Origin of the sequence: Saccharopolyspora sp. NPDC050389 (assembly GCF_040655595.1) — a bacterium.
Lineage (GTDB): Bacteria > Actinomycetota > Actinomycetes > Mycobacteriales > Pseudonocardiaceae > Saccharopolyspora.
In genome coordinates this window covers 43388-60784 of the sequence record NZ_JBFAKG010000058.1, presented here as the reverse complement: position 1 = coordinate 60784, position 17397 = coordinate 43388, and the positions used below count along the sequence as shown (strand labels likewise).

Below are 17397 nucleotides of genomic sequence, written 5' to 3'. Positions count from 1 at the left end.
TTTTGGACCGCTATGGCGATCCAAAACACTCACGAGCGACGAAACGGCCCGGTGTCCGAGGTGGACACCGGGCCGTTTCGCTGTACTGCTCAGCGGCTGCTGTTCTCGCGGGCTCTCGCCCGGACGCTTCGCACCGCGTTGATCAGGAACGCCGTGAAGATGATCGCCGCGACTCCCGCTCCGGCACCGCCCAGGGCGATGATCAGGGCCGGGAAGTCCTTCTGCGGGATGACGTCCGCGTCCAGCTTCGTCGGCTTCGGCGGCGGCGCCTGCTTGCCCCACTCGGCGGGCACCACGTCCGCCAGCGCCGCGGCCGGGTCGACCATGCCGTAGCCGACGATGTCGTTGCGCCCGTTGATGCCGCCCGGGTGCAGCGACGTCTCCTTGATCCGGTCCATGATCTGCCCGGCGGACAGCGGCCGGTTCTCGCGTTCGTACTTCTCCTTGACCAGCACCGCCAGCCCGGCCACGTACGGCGCGGCGAAGCTGGTGCCCTGGATCGGGCCTGCCTGGCCGTTCTCTCCCGTGGCGATCTGGCTGGCCAGTCCTTGGCCGCCGACGCCGGGGTCGAGTGCGATCAGGTTCTCGCCCGGCGCGGCCACGTCCACCCACGGGCCTGGCACGGTGAACTCCGACGGAGCACCCTGCTGGTTCACCGAGGCGACGGTGAGCACGTACTCGTCGAACCAGGCCGGCAGCACCGCGGTCGTCGGGCTGCCGGACGCGTTCTTCTGGCAGGCCTCGCCGGCGTTCCCGGCCGCTACGACGACCACGACGTTGCGTTCGTAAGCGCGCTTGACCGCGTTGTGCAGCATCTGGTTGCCGTAGTCGTTGTAGTTGCTGGCCTGCGTGATCGACTGGCAGGACGACTGCGAGATGTTGATGACGCTCGCGTTCCGGTCCACCGCGTTGTTGATCGCCCTCGCCATCGTCTCGGTGTCGCCGATCGTGGCGTTGGTGGCCTCGTTGACCCACAGCTTGGAGGACTGCCGGAGCGACAGGATCTGGGCGTCCGGCGCGACCCCGACATAGCCGGACTGGCCGGTGGGGTCCGGGCTCGCGGCGATGATGCCGGCCACGATCGTGCCGTGCCCGTCGCAGTCCTTGTCTGCACCGCCGTCCGGAACGCTGCTCCCGCCGTTGATGACCTTGCCATCCAGGCGCGGGTGCGAGGCGTTCACGCCGGTGTCGATGACGGCCACCGTCTGCCCGGCACCGCTCAGGCCCTCCTCGTGGGCCCGCTCGAAGCCGAGCACCAGCTGGCTCCACGGCTTCTCCTCGATCAGGGAGTTGCCGGGGTTGCCCCGCATGCAGCCTTGCTTCTGCTTGTAGTTCAGGGGTGTCAGGCCACCGGTGGCAACTTTGGACGGATCCAGTCGCGGTGGGCCGACGGTCTGCGCGACCGCAGGTGCCGTCGGCCCGCCCAGCGCCAGCGTGCCCGCCGCGGCGAGCAGCGCGAATCCGCGCAGCGCGCCGCGAGGGCGGAAGAGCCTAGAGCGCATCACGCCGCCCCTCAGAAGAAGTTCAGGTTGAGGTCGCGGATGTACATGTAGAGGTCCATGGCGGCCAGCGCCAGCGGCAGCACCAGCGCGATCAGGACGGCTTCCAGGATGTCCACCATGCGGCGCTGCACCGGCGAGAACCGGCGGTTCGGGAACACCACGCCGAAGACGATCGACAGGATGCCGAGCAGCAGCAGCGGCGGGAACACCCAGGCAACGGCCAGCGGCCACTGCGCGACCTGCACGAGCAGCCCGACGGTGACGCCGAGCGACGAGAGCAGACCGCTCAGCAGCAGGGCGATGGCCTGGCTGCCGTTGGCGTAGTTGCGCCCGCGCAGCAGCAGGACCGCCGAGACGACGATGGCGAACACCGCGCCCCAGATGCTGGCCGCGGCCGCGAGGATCGAGCCGAGCGCCGCGACTACGCCGCAGCCGATGATCAGGCCGGTCATGTACTGGTGCGCCAGACCGGTCTGCCGCTCGATCATCCGGTAGTCCGGGAACCCGGTGTCTTCCTTGAGGTCCTCGGCGCTGCCCGGCACGTGCGGCAGCGGCAGCTTGGCGAGCTGGATGGTGATGCGCGGCAGCATTGAGATGCCGGCGAGGCCGACGGCCGCGGCGCCCGCGGCGATGCCCGCGGTGGTTGCGGCGTCGACCAGCGTCGCGACGAGGAAGGCGATGGTGCCGAACGCCGCCGCCGTGGCGGCCGCGATGAAGGTGACGATGCCGGCGCCGATCACCATGATCGACACCGACGCGAAGATCAGCGTCAGCGCGCTGGCCAGCAGCAACCGTGGCTCGAGCGTGTTGCCCGGCACGATGTTGAAGCCGGCGACGAACGCCATCGGCAGACCACCGGCGGCGGCGATCACCGTGCCGGTGGTGGGCGCCGCGTAGGCGCGGGTCACGATCGAGCCGACGCCGGTCGAGAAGATCGCCACCACGACCGCCGTCACGGCGGCCACGATCTGGTAGACGATCGGCGCGGTGCCCTCCATGGTGGGATGCAGCAGTCCCGCCGGGCCCGCCAGGCCGAGCGCAACGGCCGCGCCGATGAGCGCCAGCGCGCCTGCCGCGTGCCCGATCTTGGCCGCGGTTTCCTTCGTCCACGGCCGGTAGCTACCCGGCTCGGCCTCCGCGAGCGCGTCGACGACATCGTCGTACAGCGGCGGCGGCGGGTCGTCCGCCCGGCGCCGCAGCTGCAACATGTCGCCGTCCACGATTCCCTGCGAGGACAGCGTCTGACTCGGGTCGAGGGGCTGGCTCTCCCCGAGTTTGGCCAGGCACCAGCCGCTGTGCCGGGAGCCGCCGTCCGGGGTGATCCCGCGGGCCATGTCCAGCACCATCGGCAACAGGTCGGCCACCGCTACGTCTGCGGGAAGCGCCAGGTCGATGCGAGTTGTAGGCGCCACCACCGTCACGCGGCTGAATACCGTGGTACCGGTCGCCACTTGGGCCCCCTACTCCCTGAGGTTGATTGCCTTGCTTCATTTGTGTCGCTGGGCTCGATCCAACCAAGGCCGGTTTTTCTTCCGAAACCCACCCGCCCGGTCGAAGAGCGCCCCTAGTATGGCCACACCGACCGTCGGCGGGTGACAGGTTTGGTCGAACTCGTGCCAACTACTTCATATCTGGTTGGTCACGTCCGACTCGCGCCCCGCCGCCGCCGGTGCCGCAGCGATGCAGAATGCTGGCTGCGACATTCGAGAGCACAGTGTGGCAGGCGAAAGCCCGTTACTACATGGAAAGGTTGTTGCGTCCGGTGAGCACGCTGCAGTTCAAGCGAACGCCACGCCTGGCCGCTCCCAGGCCACCGGGCGGGGAGGTGCACCTCGAACCACCGCCGGAGATTCCGCGGACCATCCCGGGCAACATCGTCCAGAAGGTCTTGCCGGGCATCATGATCGTCGCCTCGCTGGGGATGATGGTCTTCATGCTCCAGCGGGCCAAGGACAACCCGATGATGATGATGATGCCGATGATGATGCTCATCTCAACGTTCGGGATGATGGCCGGTGGCGGCAAGGAAGGCGGCCAGAAGAAGGCCGAGATGAACGAGGACCGCAAGGACTACCTGCGGTACCTCGGGCAGATGCGGGATCGCGCGCGGGAGGCGGCCGACGAGCAGCGGCTGGCCCGCGAGTGGGTGCACCCCGACCCGCAGACCCTGTGGTCGCTGGCCGCGGGCAGCCGGCGGATGTGGGAACGCCGTCCCAACGACAACGACTTCTGCCAGGTCCGGGTCGGCCGCGGTTCGCAGCGGCTGGAAACCCGCCTGGTGCCGCCGCAGACCGGCCCCGTCGACGAGCTGGAGCCGATCACCACGCTGGCGCTGCGCCGCTTCGTGCGGGCGCACTCGCTGGTGCCGGAACTGCCGATCGCCACGTCGCTGCGCGGCTTCGCCGCCGTCGGCCTGCAAGGCGAGCGGGAGTTGGTGCGCGGCCTGGCCCGCGCGCTGGTGTGCCAGCTGGCCACCTTCCACACCCCCGACGACGTGATGATCGCGGTCGCCAGCAGCGGCCGCGCGCGCACGGAGTGGGACTGGGTGAAGTGGTTGCCGCACGCCCAGCACCCGACCGAGACCGACGGCATCGGCCAGATGCGGTTGATGGCCGGTTCGCTGGGCACTCTCGAGCAGATGCTCGCCGAGCAGCTCGCCGATCGGCCGCGGTTCCAGCGCAACGCCGCGCCGCCGGACGGCCAGCCGCACATCGTGATCATCATCGATGACGCCGAGATCAGCCGCGAAGAGGCGCTCTACGTCGAGGGCGGCCTGGCCGGCGTCACCATGATCGACCTGTCCGACCTGCTCGGGCAGCTCACCGCGCGCCGCGGCATGCGGATGGTCGTCGAGGAGGACCGCATCGGTGCCCGCGGCGGGTCCGGTGTGGAGTGGTTCGGTAGCCCGGACTCGCTGACCATGGAGGAGGCCACCTCGCTGGCCCGCCAGCTGGCCCCGTACCGGGTCGCCGGCGGCGTTTCCGCCTCCGACGCCGACAGCGGCGGCTACGAGCCGCTGACCACGCCGCTGAACTACATCGAGCAGTTGGGGCTGGCCGGTGACGTCGTCACCTTCGACCTCAACGAGGCGTGGCGGCCCCGGGCGCGCGACGACCTGTACCGCGTCGCGATCGGCCCTGGTGAACAGGGCGAGATCGTGCACCTGGACATCAAGGAGACCGCCTCCGGCGGCATGGGCCCGCACGGGCTGTGCATCGGTTCGACCGGTTCCGGTAAGTCCGAGTTCCTGCGCACCATCGTGCTGGGCCTGATGGCCACCCACTCGTCGTCGATGCTGAACTTCGTGGTCGTCGACTTCAAGGGTGGTGCGACGTTCAACGGCTTCGAGCCCGCGCCGCACGTGTCGGCGTCGATCTCGAACCTGGAGGGCGACGGCTCGCTGATCGACCGCATGCAGGACGCCCTGGCCGGTGAGATGAACCGCCGCCAGGAAATCCTGAACAAGGCGGGCGCGAAGAACGTCTGGGACTACCGGAAGATGGGCGAGGCCGGCGACGAGCGCTGCGCCGAGCCGCTGCCCGCGCTGTTCGTGGTCATCGACGAGTTCTCCGAGCTGCTGTCGCAGCAGCCGGACTTCGCCGAGCTGTTCGTGATGATCGGCCGACTGGGCCGTTCGCTGCAGGTCCACCTGCTGCTGGCCTCCCAGCGGCTGGAAGAGGGCAAGCTGCGCGGCCTGGACACGCACCTCTCCTACCGGATCGGTCTGAAGACCTTCAACGCGGCGGACTCCCGCGCGGCGATCGGTGTTCCGGACGCCGCCGACCTGCCCGCCACCGGTGGTCACGGTTACCTGAAGCACCCCAACGGCATGGAGCGGTTCCGCGCCGCGTTCGTGTCCGGGCACATGCACCAGACCAGCGGCCGCCGCCCGACGTTGAAGGGCGGCGCGTCGCCGGTCACCGGCGACAAGATGCCCCGGGAGTTCATCCCGGACTACATCGAGAAGCCGCCGGAGCCGGAGAAGCCCGTCGTCGAGGAGGTCAAGGAGCAGAAGGACGACCTCGCGCCGACCGACTTCCAGGTCATCATCGACAAGATCCGCGGCCAGGGCCCGCCGGCGCACGCGGTGTGGCTGCCGCCGCTGGACACACCGCCCACTTTGGACGCCCTGCTGCCGCCGCTGCAGCAGACCGACGACCGCGGCTACACGGCCGCGGGCTACTCGGGCAGCGGACGGCTCCAGGTGCCGGTCGGCCTGATCGACGTCCCGTACCACCAGCGGCAGGACCCGATGGTGGTGGACCTGGGCGGTCAGGGTGGTCACGGCGCGCTCGTCGGTGGTGTCGGTGCCGGCAAGTCGAACACGGTGCGTGCGCTGATCACCTCGATGGCGCTGACGCACACCCCGCAGGAAGCGCAGTTCTACTGCATCGACCTCGGTGGTGGTTCGATCGGCGCGCTGCGGGGCCTGCCGCACATGGGCGGCTACGGCACGCGGCGCGATGTGGACATGGTCCGGCGGACGATCGCGGAGCTGAAGACGATGCTGGCCGAGCGCGAAGGCCGGTTCCAGCAGCACGGCGTCGAGAACATGAACGACTACCGCAACCGGAAGCGGCGCGGTGAGTTCGAGGACGACCCGTTCGGCGACGCGTTCCTGATCATCGACGGGTGGCGGACGTTCCGCGAGGAATTCGAGGCGCTGGAGCAGGACGTGCTGGGCTTGGCGGCCAACGGCCTGGCCTACGGCGTGCACGTGATCGTCACCGCGGCGCGCTGGGCGGAGATCCGCCCGGCGATGAAGGACCTGATGCAGACCCGCATCGAGTTGCGCCTCGGTGACCCGAGCGAGTCGGAGATCGACCGCAAGTTCGCGGTGAAGGTGCCACCGGGCCGGCCGGGCCGCGGTATGCACGGCACCAAGCTGCACTTCCTGACCGCCCTGCCCCGTGTGGACAGCGAGACCATCGGTGACCGCGTCGAGGCGGAGATCGAGCAGGTCAAGCGGGACATCGAGGAGGGCAAGGAGGTCCGCGCTCCTCGGATGGGCTGGGAGCTGTACAACGACGACCTCCCCGACGGCGTCGCCGACCTGGTCAACCGGGTCAAGAGCTCGTGGAAGGGGCGTCCGGCGCCGCAGGTGCGCCTGCTGCCGGATCTGCTGCCGTTCCAGCAGTTGCCGCGTCCGGAGCAGCAGCCGAACCCGAAGCTGGTGCCGATCGGCATCAACGAGGACGGCCTGCACCCGGTGTACCTGGACTTCAACGCCGAGCCGAACTTCTACGCGTTCGGCGAGCGGGAGTCGGGCAAGACGGCGCTGCTGCGGACCATCGTCCGCGGCATCACCGAGCGGTACAGCCCGAAGGAAGCGCTGATCATGCTGGTCGACTACCGACGCAGCCTGCTCGGCGTCCTGCCGGACTCGCACAAGCTGGACTACGTGGTCAACGCGGACCAGCTGAAGGGCGATGTCAAGGACATCTGCGGGTCGTTGAAGAAGCGGCTGCCGGGACCGGACGTCACGCAGGAGCAGTTGCGCAACCGCTCCTGGTGGAAGGGCCCGGAGCTGTTCGTCATCGTCGACGACTACGAGCTGGTCGCTCCGCAGGGCAACAACCCGCTCGCGCCGCTGGCGGAGTTCGTGCCGCAGGCCAACGACGTGGGTCTGCACATCGCGCTGGTGCGCAACTCCGGTGGCGCCAGCCGTGCCCTGTACGAGCCGCTCATCGGCAAGATGCGGGAGACCTCGTCGCCGGGTCTGGCGATGAGCGCGAACAAGGACGATGGTCAGCTGGTGGCCAACATCAGGTCGCGGCAGTTGCCGCCTGGTCGAGGCACGCTGGTCAGCCGCAGCCTGCGCGGCGGGCCGCAGATGATCCAGACCGCGTTCCTCCAGCCGGAGTGACGATCGGCTAGCGCGAAGAGCCTCCCCTGCCTCCGGGCAGGGGAGGCTTTTTGTTCCGAAGTGCGGACCTTGACGAGGTGTGAGGTGACGGTATGAGCGGGTTCATCAAGCCCGTTGGCTGGAGCGAGCGTCTTGCCCGCCGCAAGGCCGAGGACGAGGAACTGCTCCGGGAGTACGCCCGCGGTGAAGGGGCCGGCCGGAACCTGCGACCACTGCGCGACTGGGTGCACCACGTGCGCCAGGACATCGGGGCGAACGGCGTCATCACCAAGGTGGAGTTGAAGCCGGACGGCGAAGTGGTCGCGTGGTTCTACGTGGAGCCGGAACCGGAGGAACAGCCGGCGCCCCAGTCCGAAACACGCCTACCGAACATCCCCGTGAAAACCAGCATCGACGTCCCCGAGATGCCGACGCGCTCCGAGACGCCGACGCGCTCCGAACCGCGCCAGGCCACGGCCGCACGCGCCCGAAGCCTGCCGGCCGAAGCGCAGACCTGGTGACAGCGCGCGGTGGGTTCTAGCCGATGACCGGGCGCGTGGGGCGGGGGGCGTGTCGCGCCCGGTCACCGGGGTGGGCCGGTGCGGCGGAGGTCGGGGAGGTCACCGCACCGGCCCGGCTTGGGGAGGTGGGGCCTCGTGAGTGCTGGTTCCGGTAAGAACCGGAGTGAGCACTCACGAGCGTTTACGTGCGCAGGTGGTGCCGCCCGGTGGGCTCATCAGGGTCGGCAGTGGGGAATCCCGGTGGTATGTCGGGATGTTCTTTTTCCGCCGGGTCTTCGCCGGTGTGGGTTTCGGCTTCGATGTCGGCTATGAGGTGCCAGACCGTGTAAGCGCCTTCGCCACTTCCGGCGTGCTGGCCTGTGGTGAAGGCGATGGCGCGTGCGGGGAGCTGGGTGGTGAGCAGGGCGAGGATCAGCAGGTTGAACAGGACGAACGTGCTGAGCTGAATCCAGAACATCGATTTCTCCCTACCGTTGAAGTTGCTGTTTTTGCTGGTCAGGACCCGCGTGTACTTTGTGTCGCTATAGCAGCAACAAGTACTCACGGGCCTGTGGCCCACCCAGCGGTGATCCGCCGCCAGCAGTCCATGCAGGTGTCCTCGCGGATCCAGTCCACTTCGGACCTGTCGTGCAACTCCACTGCATCCGCCTCTGCCCCGCAGAACGCCACCACCGGCACACCGGCAGGGGTTTTCGTTGCTGTGATGGGGAATGCGTGGCGGCCTCCCGTGACCGGGCGCCAGACGTAGGTCAAGTAGTCGGACATCCGGACCTCCTTTTTTGGTCTCTGAGCAGATGAGACCGGTCCAGCTATCTCCGATCAAGTCGGTTCACCGTTATGTGTAATGGCGCAATCTCAGGCCCTGAAATAGCGTGGGTATATGACAACTGCACGTTCACGAGGGCTGGGCGCCGAGATTCGCAAGCTCCGAAAGGAAGCTGGCCTGCGACTAGAGGAACTAGCGGAACAATGTGATTGGTCAAGGGCGACCCTCGGCCGGATCGAGGTCGGGGCCAAGGTTCCTTCGGAAACTGAGATAGCAATCATCCTGGGAACACTCGGCATCAAGGGGCAGAAGCGAACGCGCATCCTTGAACTCGCCGAGGACGCACACAAGCCGCACTGGTGGGAAGTGGGGAACCCAGGTCTGCCACAGCAACTGGTTGCCCTGCTGGAGTTCGAGCGGAGCGCAACGAAAATCACCGACGTGTCGCTTGGTCTTGTACCTGGCTTGCTTCAGATCGCCGACTACACGCGAGCAATCATGTTTGCTGGCGGACTCAAGGACAGCGACGTCGAATCCAGGGTCTCCCTACGTATGGGCCGGCAGACCGTCCTAACCGGAAAGAAGCCAGCGGAGTTCCACGCACTCATCGATGAGTCTGTCCTGCATCGTCCAGTCGGAGGTACCGATGTGATGGCAGATCAACTCAGGCACATCGAGCGCATGACGCGTCGGCCGCACATCAAAATCCAGGTAATCCCGTTCGATCTGGGTGCACACGTTGCCCTGAACGGCAACCAGTTGATCATGGAGTTCCACCGGCAACGAACGGTCGTCCATCTGGAGCACCGGCGTGTTGGAGCGTTCCTGGACGACCCGGCCGAGACTTCCCCGTTCGTTGAGTCCGTGGCTAGTCTGGCCAAAGCAGCGTTGAGCCCTTCCGAATCTGCCAAGCTCATCGCTACACAGGCGAAGAAGATGGAGGAGCGCCTTGTCTCCGATCACTAACTGGCGAAAGTCCAGCTACAGCGGCGAGGAAAGCAACTGTGTCGAGGTCGGGACTGGTCCTGACGTCGTCGGGGTTCGGGACACCAAGGATCGGGATGGTGAGACCTTGGGCTTCCGGCCGCAGGCTTGGGGCGTTTTCTTAGCCGCCGTCAAGGCTGAGCGCTTCGGGTGAAGCGCTCAGCGCAGAAGGGTTGCCGCTTCTGGGTCCGCTAGCAGGGCCGTTAGGGCGAACCTCTCGTGCCAGGCTCCCGATGCCCAGGCCAGGGCTCGGGCCAGGCCGTCCGGGGTTCGCTCCGCGTGGACCTTCCCCGTCCTGTCGACCCACCAGTGCACGCGCTGCTCCCCCGTCGACGCGCTGACTCGCAGCACGTCGTGGAGCTTGACCTCGCCGGTCGGCACCGTGATCCCCAGCAGCTCGCACGCCGCCGGGACGCGCGCCACCTCCGGCCAGCTCTGGGTTCGGCCCTCGTCCACCACCTGCATCGTGTTCTCTTCCGATGCCAGCGGCAGATCCAGGAGTTCCGCCAGGGAGTCCGCGTCGAACTGGTCCGGGCTGCCGCCCGCGATCACCAGCGGCGCTTCCAGCACGCCCAGCATCCACGGCTCGTCGAGCACCACCGCTCGCCCCGTGCTGACCACCGCGCCCGACACCGAGCGCACCATCTCCGGGAGATCGATCTCGGCCGGGTCCACGACACCGGACGCGACCGCGTCCGCCAGCCCTTGGTGCGCGCGCAGCGCCGTTCCGGCGCGGACTGCGCGATCCGGGTCGCCGAGGCGTTCCAGCAGGTCCGCAGCATCGTCGGAATCGTCGATGACGAGCTCACCACGCACGCCCGTGATCCTCAGCTGCTCGTCGTCGAGTCCGACGTCGGGCGCCGCGTCGTAGAGGCCCGCCAGCTCTCCGGCACCCGCGAGGCGCCAGTGCCGGGGCGGTTGGCCTTCCAGCAGCGCGTAGCGCGCGATCCACCAGGCCGAGTAGCTGTTCGGTTCGCGCAGGGCGCGCAGGGTTTCCGGGTTCCGCACCAGCAGGCGGATCGCCGCCGGCCAGGCGTCGTCGGCGACCAGGTCCAGGTCGCGGATGCCCATGAACCTGGCCGGCGGCCAGTTCTCGGGCTGCGCGGATTCCTGCACCGCCCACCAGTGGCGCGAGTCCGGGAAGTCGTCGTCCGCCTCGACCGGGTCTTCCTCGACGTGCACCGCGAAGTCGTCCAGCACGCCGATAGCCCGCAACAGTTCCGCGGGCCGGTCGGCCGCGAAGCCCTCGTCCAGCACCGCGAGCGGCGCGTCCTCGCCGATGTATTCGGCGTCGATGACCTCCAGCAGCGCCGCGTCGGGCAGCAGGAGCTCGTCCGCGCGGCGGAAATCGCCGTCCGCGTCCGGCAGCGCCAGCGCGCCCAGCCAGTCGCGCGGCTGCGCGCTCGCGGCCAGCCGCAACACCGCCTCCGCCAACGGCCGCACGTCCGCTCCGGCTCGCGCGTCGGAGACGCTGCTGCGCACCGCCTCCTCCAGCGACGGGGCGTCGAGCAGCTCCGACGGGCCTGCCGGGTGCGCGCCGAGCTTCTCCAGCAGCGGATGCGTCGCTTCGGGGTGCGCGATGCGCAGGCCCGAGATGTCCAGTGTGGACAGCAATGCCGCCGGGTCCGGGTCCGCGTCTCGGTGGCTGAGCAGGACATCCCGCACGCCCGTCACCGTGCGGCCGTCCGCCAGCGGCACCGGCAGCGCGGAAAACTCCTCGCGCGCCACGGGATCCGCGCTCTCGATCGGAGTCAGCGCGTCGTAGAGGCGGTACCACCAGTGCGGCGGGCGCTGCAGGCCGGTGACCGCTTCGACGATCTCCGCCGCGGCGAGCCGCCGGACCTCCAGCACGTGCAGCGACCTGCGGTGCCGGGCATCCGCCAGCTCCGCCGTGAGCAGGCTCGGAACCACGTCCTTGAGCAGTTCGGCGAGCTCCGGCGAGATGTATTCGAGGACCCGGGACTCCAGCGGCGCCACCAGGTTCCCGTTCGCCGCGGGCAGCCACGCCGCGACTCGCAGCCGGTCGTTGACGCCCTGGCGCAGCTTGTCGTCCACATCGGACAGCGGGAAGCCCGGCAGCGGCACCAGTGCCGTCCGGTGCTCCACGGCGATCTTTTCGACCAGCCCGGGATAGCACTCGGCGGCGAACGTCAGGACCGCGTCCGTGGCGGCCGACGCCGCCACCCGCCGCCGGTCCGGCTCCACCGGCACGCTCGCCAGCAACCGCGCAGGCAGCGACAGCCGCTCCTCGGTCGGTGTCGGCGCGTGCAGCACGTCTTCGGCCAGCGGGATCGGCGTGCCGTCGTCGTCCAGCGGCACCGCCCAGGTCACGCGCCACTCCGTGGCGTGCCGGGCCTCGACGCCCAGGCCGGCCAGCGCCGTCTCAGTCAACGTGCCCGTCGCGCGGTGCACGAGCCACCGGTCGCTGCGGGTCGGACCGTGCACGACCAGTCGATCGGCGCCTTCGTCCGTGCGCCGCCAGGTCTTCTCGCCGATCCGGATCTCGGTCAGCGCGGGCAACGCGATCAGCAGATCTGGGGCCTGGTCGGTGAACGCCGCCAGCAGCGCGTCCGCGACCACGTCGGGACGCAGCGGCAGCCGCACCTCGGTGTCGAAGCCCGCCGGCGGCTCATCGGCGACCGGCCACGGCAGCCGCAGCACCGGCACCGCGCCTTCGCGCGCCGCCAGCTCCTCCGCCGGGCCAGGCAGCTCCGCCGCCGCTTCTCTGGTCCGCTCCGCGGAAAACGCCACGCCACCGGACTTCGACAAGATCTGCGGCTCGTCGGACACCGCCAGCACCGCGGCGAACCCGACGCCGAACCGGCCGACCGAGGCGCCCTCGCGCTTGGCCGACGCGCGCAGCGAGGCCAGGCCTGCCACGCCGTCCGCGGTCAGCGGAGCGCCAGTGTTCGCAACGCGCAGCTCGCGGCCGACGAGTTCGACCCGCAGCACGCCGTCGGCGCCCGCCGCGTCCGCGGCGTTCTGCGCGAGCTCGACCAGCAACCGGTCGCGATAGCCGCCGAGCCTGAGGTCCTCCTCGGCGTTGGCGTCCTCGCGGAACCGAGTCGGCGAAGACTCCCAGGACTGCAGCACGGCCCGCCGCAGCTCGGCCGCACCGAACAGATCCGCTCCGCTCACCCGCGCGGCTCGAAGTCCAGGGTGGCGTCGTCGTAGACGACCTCGGCCACCGGCACCGTCGACGAGGTGTCCACCTCGACCTCCGAGTGCGCGCCGCAGCCGAACTCGACGCTGACCACGCGGCCGTCGGCGGGCGCGAGCTCGTTGGCGCAGACGCCGAACGCGCCGCCCATCGAACCCGCCAGCTTCAAGAAGAAACCGCAGGTGCCGCAGGCTCCCGGCGCCAACTTGGCGATGTCGGCGCCCGGCCCGAAGTCGCCGCTGTGCCAGCGGTCGGCGGCCTCCAGCCGGCCCTCCAGGCTGAGCACCCGCTTGCGGCCGAGGCCAACCTCGTGGGCGACCTCTTCCACCGCGGGGTCGTCGCTGGTCAGGTAGCCGGGCGCCAGCCGCGGGTCGTCCGCGGTGGTCGGCAGCAGGTCACCCGCGCCGAGGTCGCCGGGGCGCACCCGCTGGTTCCACGGCACCCAGTCCGGCGCGGTCAACGCGTCCGGGCCGGGCAGCAGCACGACCTCGCTGACCGTCACCGGCTCGCCCGGGCCGACGCTGGCGACCGTGACCGCCCAGCGCCACCCGACGTAGCCCGGGTAGTTCGACTCGAAGTAGTGCGTGACCGCGTGCGGGCCCTCGGCTTCGATCCCGACGTGCGCCCCGACCGAGGCGTTGGCCTCGGTGTCCAGGGTCAGCACCGGCGAGCCGATCGGGTCCTCTCCGGGTCGCGCCTCGTCCTCCGCCGCAGCTCGCGCGACGTCCTCGGCGGCGGCGAGCTCCGGGTTCGGCGGCACGGGCGCAGGCCGCCCGACATCCTCGAACGGGGCATCCGCGCCTGGGCTGGTCATCGGAGCAGGCATAGGCGTCACATGCTCGATTGTGCCGTACGTGGTCGCCGCCGCCGCCGCCCGTGTCAAGCTTTCGGGGTGCGACTCCTCCCGACTGGACGTGTGCTGTGCGGCTGGGTGCTCGCCATCGGGCTGGGGTTGGTGGCGTGCACGCCGCAGGTACCAGCGCAACACGACGGCCAGGATGACCGCGAGCAAACCGATCAGGGCGTTGGGCACGCGGGAAGCCTGCCACACCTCCGAGCGGAGGTGATCTCCGTGCTCCCGCACGACCGCTCCTCATTCACTCAGGGCCTCGAACTCGCCGCCGGCACCCTCTACGAAGGCACCGGCCTGCGCGGTTCGTCGCTGCTGCGCGCCACCGACCTCGCCACCGGCGAAGTGCGCCGCGAGACCCGACTCCCGGCCGAACTCTTCGGTGAGGGCATCACCGTCACGGGTGACCGTATCTGGCAGCTCACCTGGCAGGAAGGGGTTGCGCTGGAGCGAGATCGGGAGACGCTGAACGAGCTGCGCCGAGTGGAGTACACGGGTGAGGGATGGGGCCTGTGCTTCGACGGGGCGCGGCTGGTAATGAGCGACGGCAGCGACCGGCTGACCTTCCGGGATCCGGCGACCTTCGCGCCGGTCGGCGGCGTCGACGTGCGGCGCGGCGGATCGGCGGCGGAGGAGCTCAACGAGCTGGAGTGCGTCGGCGACCAGGTCTGGGCCAACGTCTGGGGCAGCGACGAGATCCTGCGCATCGACCCGGCGACCGGCCAGGTGACCGCGGTGGTGGACGCGTCCGGGCTGCTGAGCTCCTGGGAGCGGGCGGGCACCGACGTGCTCAACGGCATCGCCGCGGTGCCCGGCACCGACGAATTCCTGCTCACCGGCAAGTACTGGCCGACGATTTTCCGAGTTCGCTTCGTCCCGGCGTGATCGTTAGTACGGTCGGCGCATGGATGATCAAGACCACCTGGTGGAGCCGCTGCACGTGCTCTGCGTGCTCGGTTCCGGCATGGACTTCGACGTGGTCGAGCGGGCCGTCCGGGCGTTCGGCGGGCCGCAGTTCGAGCTGGATCGAGAGGCTTCGGAGCACGGGCACGACCCGCGGATGCCCGACGCTTTCGAGGCTTGCCTGGCGGAGTTGACCTTCACCGACGACGACTGGGACGCGGTCGACCAGCACGACTCGGTCGCGTACGTGCTCGCGAAGGGCGGGCAGGAGCACGCTTCCTTCATCTCCGAGCGGATGCTGGCGGTGGTGGCGGAGCTGTTCGCACGCTGCGGCGCCACCGCGATCAAGAGCGAGAGCAGCGGTCTCGCCCACGGCCGGGCGACGTGGCTGGGGCTGGCCGAAGACGCCGCCGAGCCCGATGTCCTCCGCCAGGCCTGGGTGAAGCGGCCGATCCACAGCGGCGAGGTGCTCTACACCTGCGGCATGCACCTGCTCGGAGTCCCCGACGTGGAGCTTGAGGCCGAGGGGCTGCTGGACGAGAGCCGGCTCGGCGAGTGGGTGGAGCTGATCGACGGCCTGGCGGGCTACCTGCTGACCGAGCCGCGGGCCGCGGAGATCCGCGACGGCGAGGGCTTCCGGCTCACCGAGGACGCGCCGCGCTGGCTGCTGCGGCAGCACACGTGCGACCGCTACGACGACGAGGACATCTTCTTCAACCCCTACGGCTACTGGCGCCTGACTCCCGCCTGAACAGGCGTCGTGCTGGGCCGCTACAGCGGCTTGTTCGGGATGTGGTGACGCGGGGTTGTGGTGGGGCTCCGCTCTGCGGAGCGGCGAAGCCGCCTGTCCACACCTAGCTATCGAGGTGAACGGCCTGTTCACCTCGCCTATCGGCGCGAACGGTCCGTTCACCTCGAACCGGCAACACCTGCCGGTGTTGGGTGGATGGAGCGAACGGCCTGTTCACCTTGCCTATCGGCGCGAACGGTCCGTTCGCTCCACACTCGAGACCCGTCGAATCTTCTCGCCACCCGGGCGGGGTGATTTCGGGCCGTTTATGTCGCTCGATGGTGTCCAGGTGTATCTGGCGGGCCCGTTCCGTCCTCTTTATTTCGCGGGACCACCGAAATCCGGTGGATGCCCGAACGGCCGGAGGCGGGTGAGGCAGGATGAACGGTATGGGTTTGCGACGCCATGACCAGCGGTCGGACGCCTCGCGCGGCCGATCGGGCTGGGGCGCCGGGCAGCGCGGCAAGCGCGGTTGGTACGCCGAAGGCGGCCGGGAGGCGCCGCGCGAGCACGGCTCGGAGCAGCGCGACGAGCCGCAGCGCGCCGAGCACCGGTTCGAGGCGTCGAGCAGGGCCGAGCAGCAGGCCGACCGGCGGTATCCGTGGGAGGACGATCCGGACTACGACCGGCCGCGCAGCCACGGCCGGCGGTTGCCGCCGCTGCCCGAAGACCATCCCGGACGGGCCGAGGAGGAGCCCGAACCCGAGCAGCCTCGGGGCACGGCACCGCCCCGGAAGCTGACGGTCACCCGGGTCGCCGCGTGGCGCAGCCGGGACCTGACGCAACGCGCGATGCGGATGTTCTTCTCGCTCGCGCACGCCGACGGCGCCGACCGGTCCGGGCTCGCGAAGTTCACCTACGCCGTGATGGGCAACTACGCGGTGGACGCCGCGATGGCGGTCGCGCTGGCCAACACGCTGTTCTTCTCCGCCGCCACCGGCGAGAGCAAGGACAAGGTCGCGCTCTACCTGCTGATCACGGTCGCGCCGTTCGCGGTGATCGCCCCGGTGATCGGCCCGGCGCTGGACCGGCTGCAGCAGGGCCGCCGCATCGCGCTCGCCGCGTCGTTCGCGATCCGCGTGCTGCTCGCGGCCGTGATGGCGCTGAACTTCAACAGCTGGCTGCTCTACCCGGCTGCGCTGGGCTGCATGGTGCTGTCGAAGTCCTTCGGCGTGCTCAAGGCGGCGATGACGCCGCGGGTGCTGCCGTCGCAGATCACGCTGACCAAGGCCAACTCCCGGTTGACCGCGTTCGGCATGGCCGCGGGCGGGATCTTCGGCGCGATCGCGTCCGGCTTCGCCTGGCTGCTGGGCTCCGAGGGCGCGCTGTGGTTCATGGCCGCGATGGCCGCCGGCGGCGTGTGGCTGTGCCTGCGGATCCCGGGCTGGGTGGAGAGCACCGAGGGCGAGGTTCCGACGTCGATCGGCGCGAACCCGGAGCAGACCAAGAAGGTTCCGCTGAGCGGGCACGTGGTGGTGGCGCTGTGGGGCAACGGCGGGATCCGGCTGCTGACCGGCTTCCTGACGCTGTTCGCCGCGTTCGTGATCAAGCAGGGCACGCAGCACGAGCCGTTCATGCAGCTGGTGCTGCTCGGCCTGGTCGGCGGCGCGGCCGGGATCGGCAGCTTCCTCGGCAACGGGCTGGGTTCGAAGATGCACTTCGGCAAGCCGGACCGGGTGATCATCGCCTGCCTGGGCAGCGCGCTGGCCGTCGCGGTCTGCGCGACCGTGCTGGCCGGGTTCCCGCTCGCGGTGGTGGTCGGCCTGGTGGGCGCGACGGCCAGCGCCCTGGCCAAGGTCTGCCTGGACGCGGTCATCCAGCACGACATGCCGGAGAAGTCGCGGGCCTCGGCGTTCGGCCGATCCGAGACGATCTTGCAGCTCAGCTGGGTCTTCGGCGGCGCGCTGGGCGTCCTGCTGCCACCGGTCTACTGGATCGGGTTCGCAGTGGTCTCCGCCGCGCTGGCGCTGATGCTGACGCAGACGATCATGACCGGTCGCGGCGGCACGCTGCTGCCGCGCTTCCCACGCCGGGCCGCACCGGCCACCGCACGATTACGGACCAGGTCGTAGGCTC

The 17397-nt window shown here is 69.6% G+C and carries 13 protein-coding genes; 7 read left to right on the top strand and 6 right to left on the bottom strand.

Annotation, left to right across the window (positions count from 1 at the left end; translation table 11 throughout):
- Positions 1-89: 89 nt before the first annotated feature.
- Both mycP and eccD read right to left on the bottom strand, forming a co-directional pair.
- Positions 90-1502, bottom strand: coding sequence for a type VII secretion-associated serine protease mycosin (gene mycP, locus AB0I53_RS31820; RefSeq protein ID WP_358611218.1), 1413 nt, complete (start codon positions 1500-1502; stop codon positions 90-92).
- Between the two features lie 11 nt (positions 1503-1513).
- Positions 1514-2953 carry a type VII secretion integral membrane protein EccD gene (eccD, locus tag AB0I53_RS31815; RefSeq protein ID WP_358611215.1) on the bottom strand — a complete coding sequence of 480 codons (1440 nt, stop codon included), beginning with the start codon at positions 2951-2953 and terminating at the stop codon, positions 1514-1516.
- Between the two features lie 311 nt (positions 2954-3264).
- Between eccD and eccCa the strand changes: the two genes are divergently transcribed.
- Positions 3265-7368 carry a type VII secretion protein EccCa gene (eccCa, locus tag AB0I53_RS31810; protein ID WP_358611212.1) on the top strand — a complete coding sequence of 1368 codons (4104 nt, stop codon included), beginning with the start codon at positions 3265-3267 and terminating at the stop codon, positions 7366-7368.
- Between the two features lie 92 nt (positions 7369-7460).
- Complete coding sequence (locus AB0I53_RS31805) at positions 7461-7868, top strand: hypothetical protein (protein ID WP_358611209.1); 408 nt, start codon at positions 7461-7463, stop codon at positions 7866-7868.
- Between the two features lie 181 nt (positions 7869-8049).
- Here the strand turns inward: AB0I53_RS31805 and AB0I53_RS31800 are convergent, their stop codons facing one another.
- Both AB0I53_RS31800 and AB0I53_RS31795 read right to left on the bottom strand, forming a co-directional pair.
- Positions 8050-8325, bottom strand: a complete 276-nt coding sequence (locus tag AB0I53_RS31800) for a hypothetical protein (protein WP_358611206.1) — start codon at positions 8323-8325, stop codon at positions 8050-8052.
- An 83-nt stretch (positions 8326-8408) separates the two neighbouring features.
- Positions 8409-8633: a zinc finger protein gene (locus AB0I53_RS31795; protein WP_358611203.1), complete on the bottom strand. Its 225-nt coding sequence runs from the start codon at positions 8631-8633 to the stop codon at positions 8409-8411.
- A 115-nt stretch (positions 8634-8748) separates the two neighbouring features.
- Between AB0I53_RS31795 and AB0I53_RS31790 the strand changes: the two genes are divergently transcribed.
- Both AB0I53_RS31790 and AB0I53_RS31785 read left to right on the top strand, forming a co-directional pair.
- Entirely contained in the window at positions 8749-9600 is an 852-nt protein-coding gene (locus tag AB0I53_RS31790; protein WP_358611200.1) for a helix-turn-helix transcriptional regulator, read from the top strand.
- Positions 9584-9772 carry a DUF397 domain-containing protein gene (locus AB0I53_RS31785; RefSeq protein ID WP_358611197.1) on the top strand — a complete coding sequence of 63 codons (189 nt, stop codon included), beginning with the start codon at positions 9584-9586 and terminating at the stop codon, positions 9770-9772. Before AB0I53_RS31790 ends, AB0I53_RS31785 begins: the two co-directional genes overlap by 17 nt.
- 5 nt (positions 9773-9777) lie before the next feature.
- On the opposite strand, the gene AB0I53_RS31780 is transcribed toward AB0I53_RS31785, so the two are convergent.
- Positions 9778-12756 (bottom strand): ATP-binding protein, encoded by a 2979-nt coding sequence (locus AB0I53_RS31780; protein ID WP_358611194.1) that lies wholly within the window; start codon positions 12754-12756, stop codon positions 9778-9780.
- Positions 12753-13766 carry a DUF3027 domain-containing protein gene (locus AB0I53_RS31775; protein ID WP_358611191.1) on the bottom strand — a complete coding sequence of 338 codons (1014 nt, stop codon included), beginning with the start codon at positions 13764-13766 and terminating at the stop codon, positions 12753-12755. The genes AB0I53_RS31780 and AB0I53_RS31775 overlap by 4 nt, the downstream gene beginning before the upstream one ends.
- On the opposite strand from AB0I53_RS31775, the gene AB0I53_RS31770 reads away from it, so the two are divergent.
- The 3 genes from AB0I53_RS31770 to AB0I53_RS31760 all read left to right on the top strand — a co-directional run bounded on the left by AB0I53_RS31770 (position 13695) and on the right by AB0I53_RS31760 (position 17393).
- Complete coding sequence (locus AB0I53_RS31770; RefSeq protein WP_358611188.1) at positions 13695-14513, top strand: glutaminyl-peptide cyclotransferase; 819 nt, start codon at positions 13695-13697, stop codon at positions 14511-14513. The genes AB0I53_RS31775 and AB0I53_RS31770 overlap by 72 nt on opposite strands.
- Positions 14514-14532: 19 nt before the next feature.
- On the top strand, positions 14533-15282 hold the full coding sequence (locus AB0I53_RS31765) for a hypothetical protein (RefSeq protein ID WP_358611186.1): 750 nt from the start codon (positions 14533-14535) through the stop codon (positions 15280-15282).
- Between the two features lie 428 nt (positions 15283-15710).
- On the top strand, positions 15711-17393 hold the full coding sequence (locus AB0I53_RS31760; protein WP_358611183.1) for an MFS transporter: 1683 nt from the start codon (positions 15711-15713) through the stop codon (positions 17391-17393).
- The last annotated feature ends 4 nt before the right edge of the window (positions 17394-17397 follow it).

Coding starts and splice junctions, on each gene's coding strand:
- mycP (WP_358611218.1), bottom strand. CDS start 1,502: ATGCGCTCTAGGCTCTTCCGCCCTCGCGGCGCGCTGCGCGGATTCGCG.
- AB0I53_RS31805 (WP_358611209.1), top strand. CDS start 7,461: ATGAGCGGGTTCATCAAGCCCGTTGGCTGGAGCGAGCGTCTTGCCCGC.
- AB0I53_RS31800 (WP_358611206.1), bottom strand. CDS start 8,325: ATGTTCTGGATTCAGCTCAGCACGTTCGTCCTGTTCAACCTGCTGATC.
- AB0I53_RS31795 (WP_358611203.1), bottom strand. CDS start 8,633: ATGTCCGACTACTTGACCTACGTCTGGCGCCCGGTCACGGGAGGCCGC.
- AB0I53_RS31790 (WP_358611200.1), top strand. CDS start 8,749: ATGACAACTGCACGTTCACGAGGGCTGGGCGCCGAGATTCGCAAGCTC.
- AB0I53_RS31765 (WP_358611186.1), top strand. CDS start 14,533: ATGGATGATCAAGACCACCTGGTGGAGCCGCTGCACGTGCTCTGCGTG.
- AB0I53_RS31760 (WP_358611183.1), top strand. CDS start 15,711: ATGGGTTTGCGACGCCATGACCAGCGGTCGGACGCCTCGCGCGGCCGA.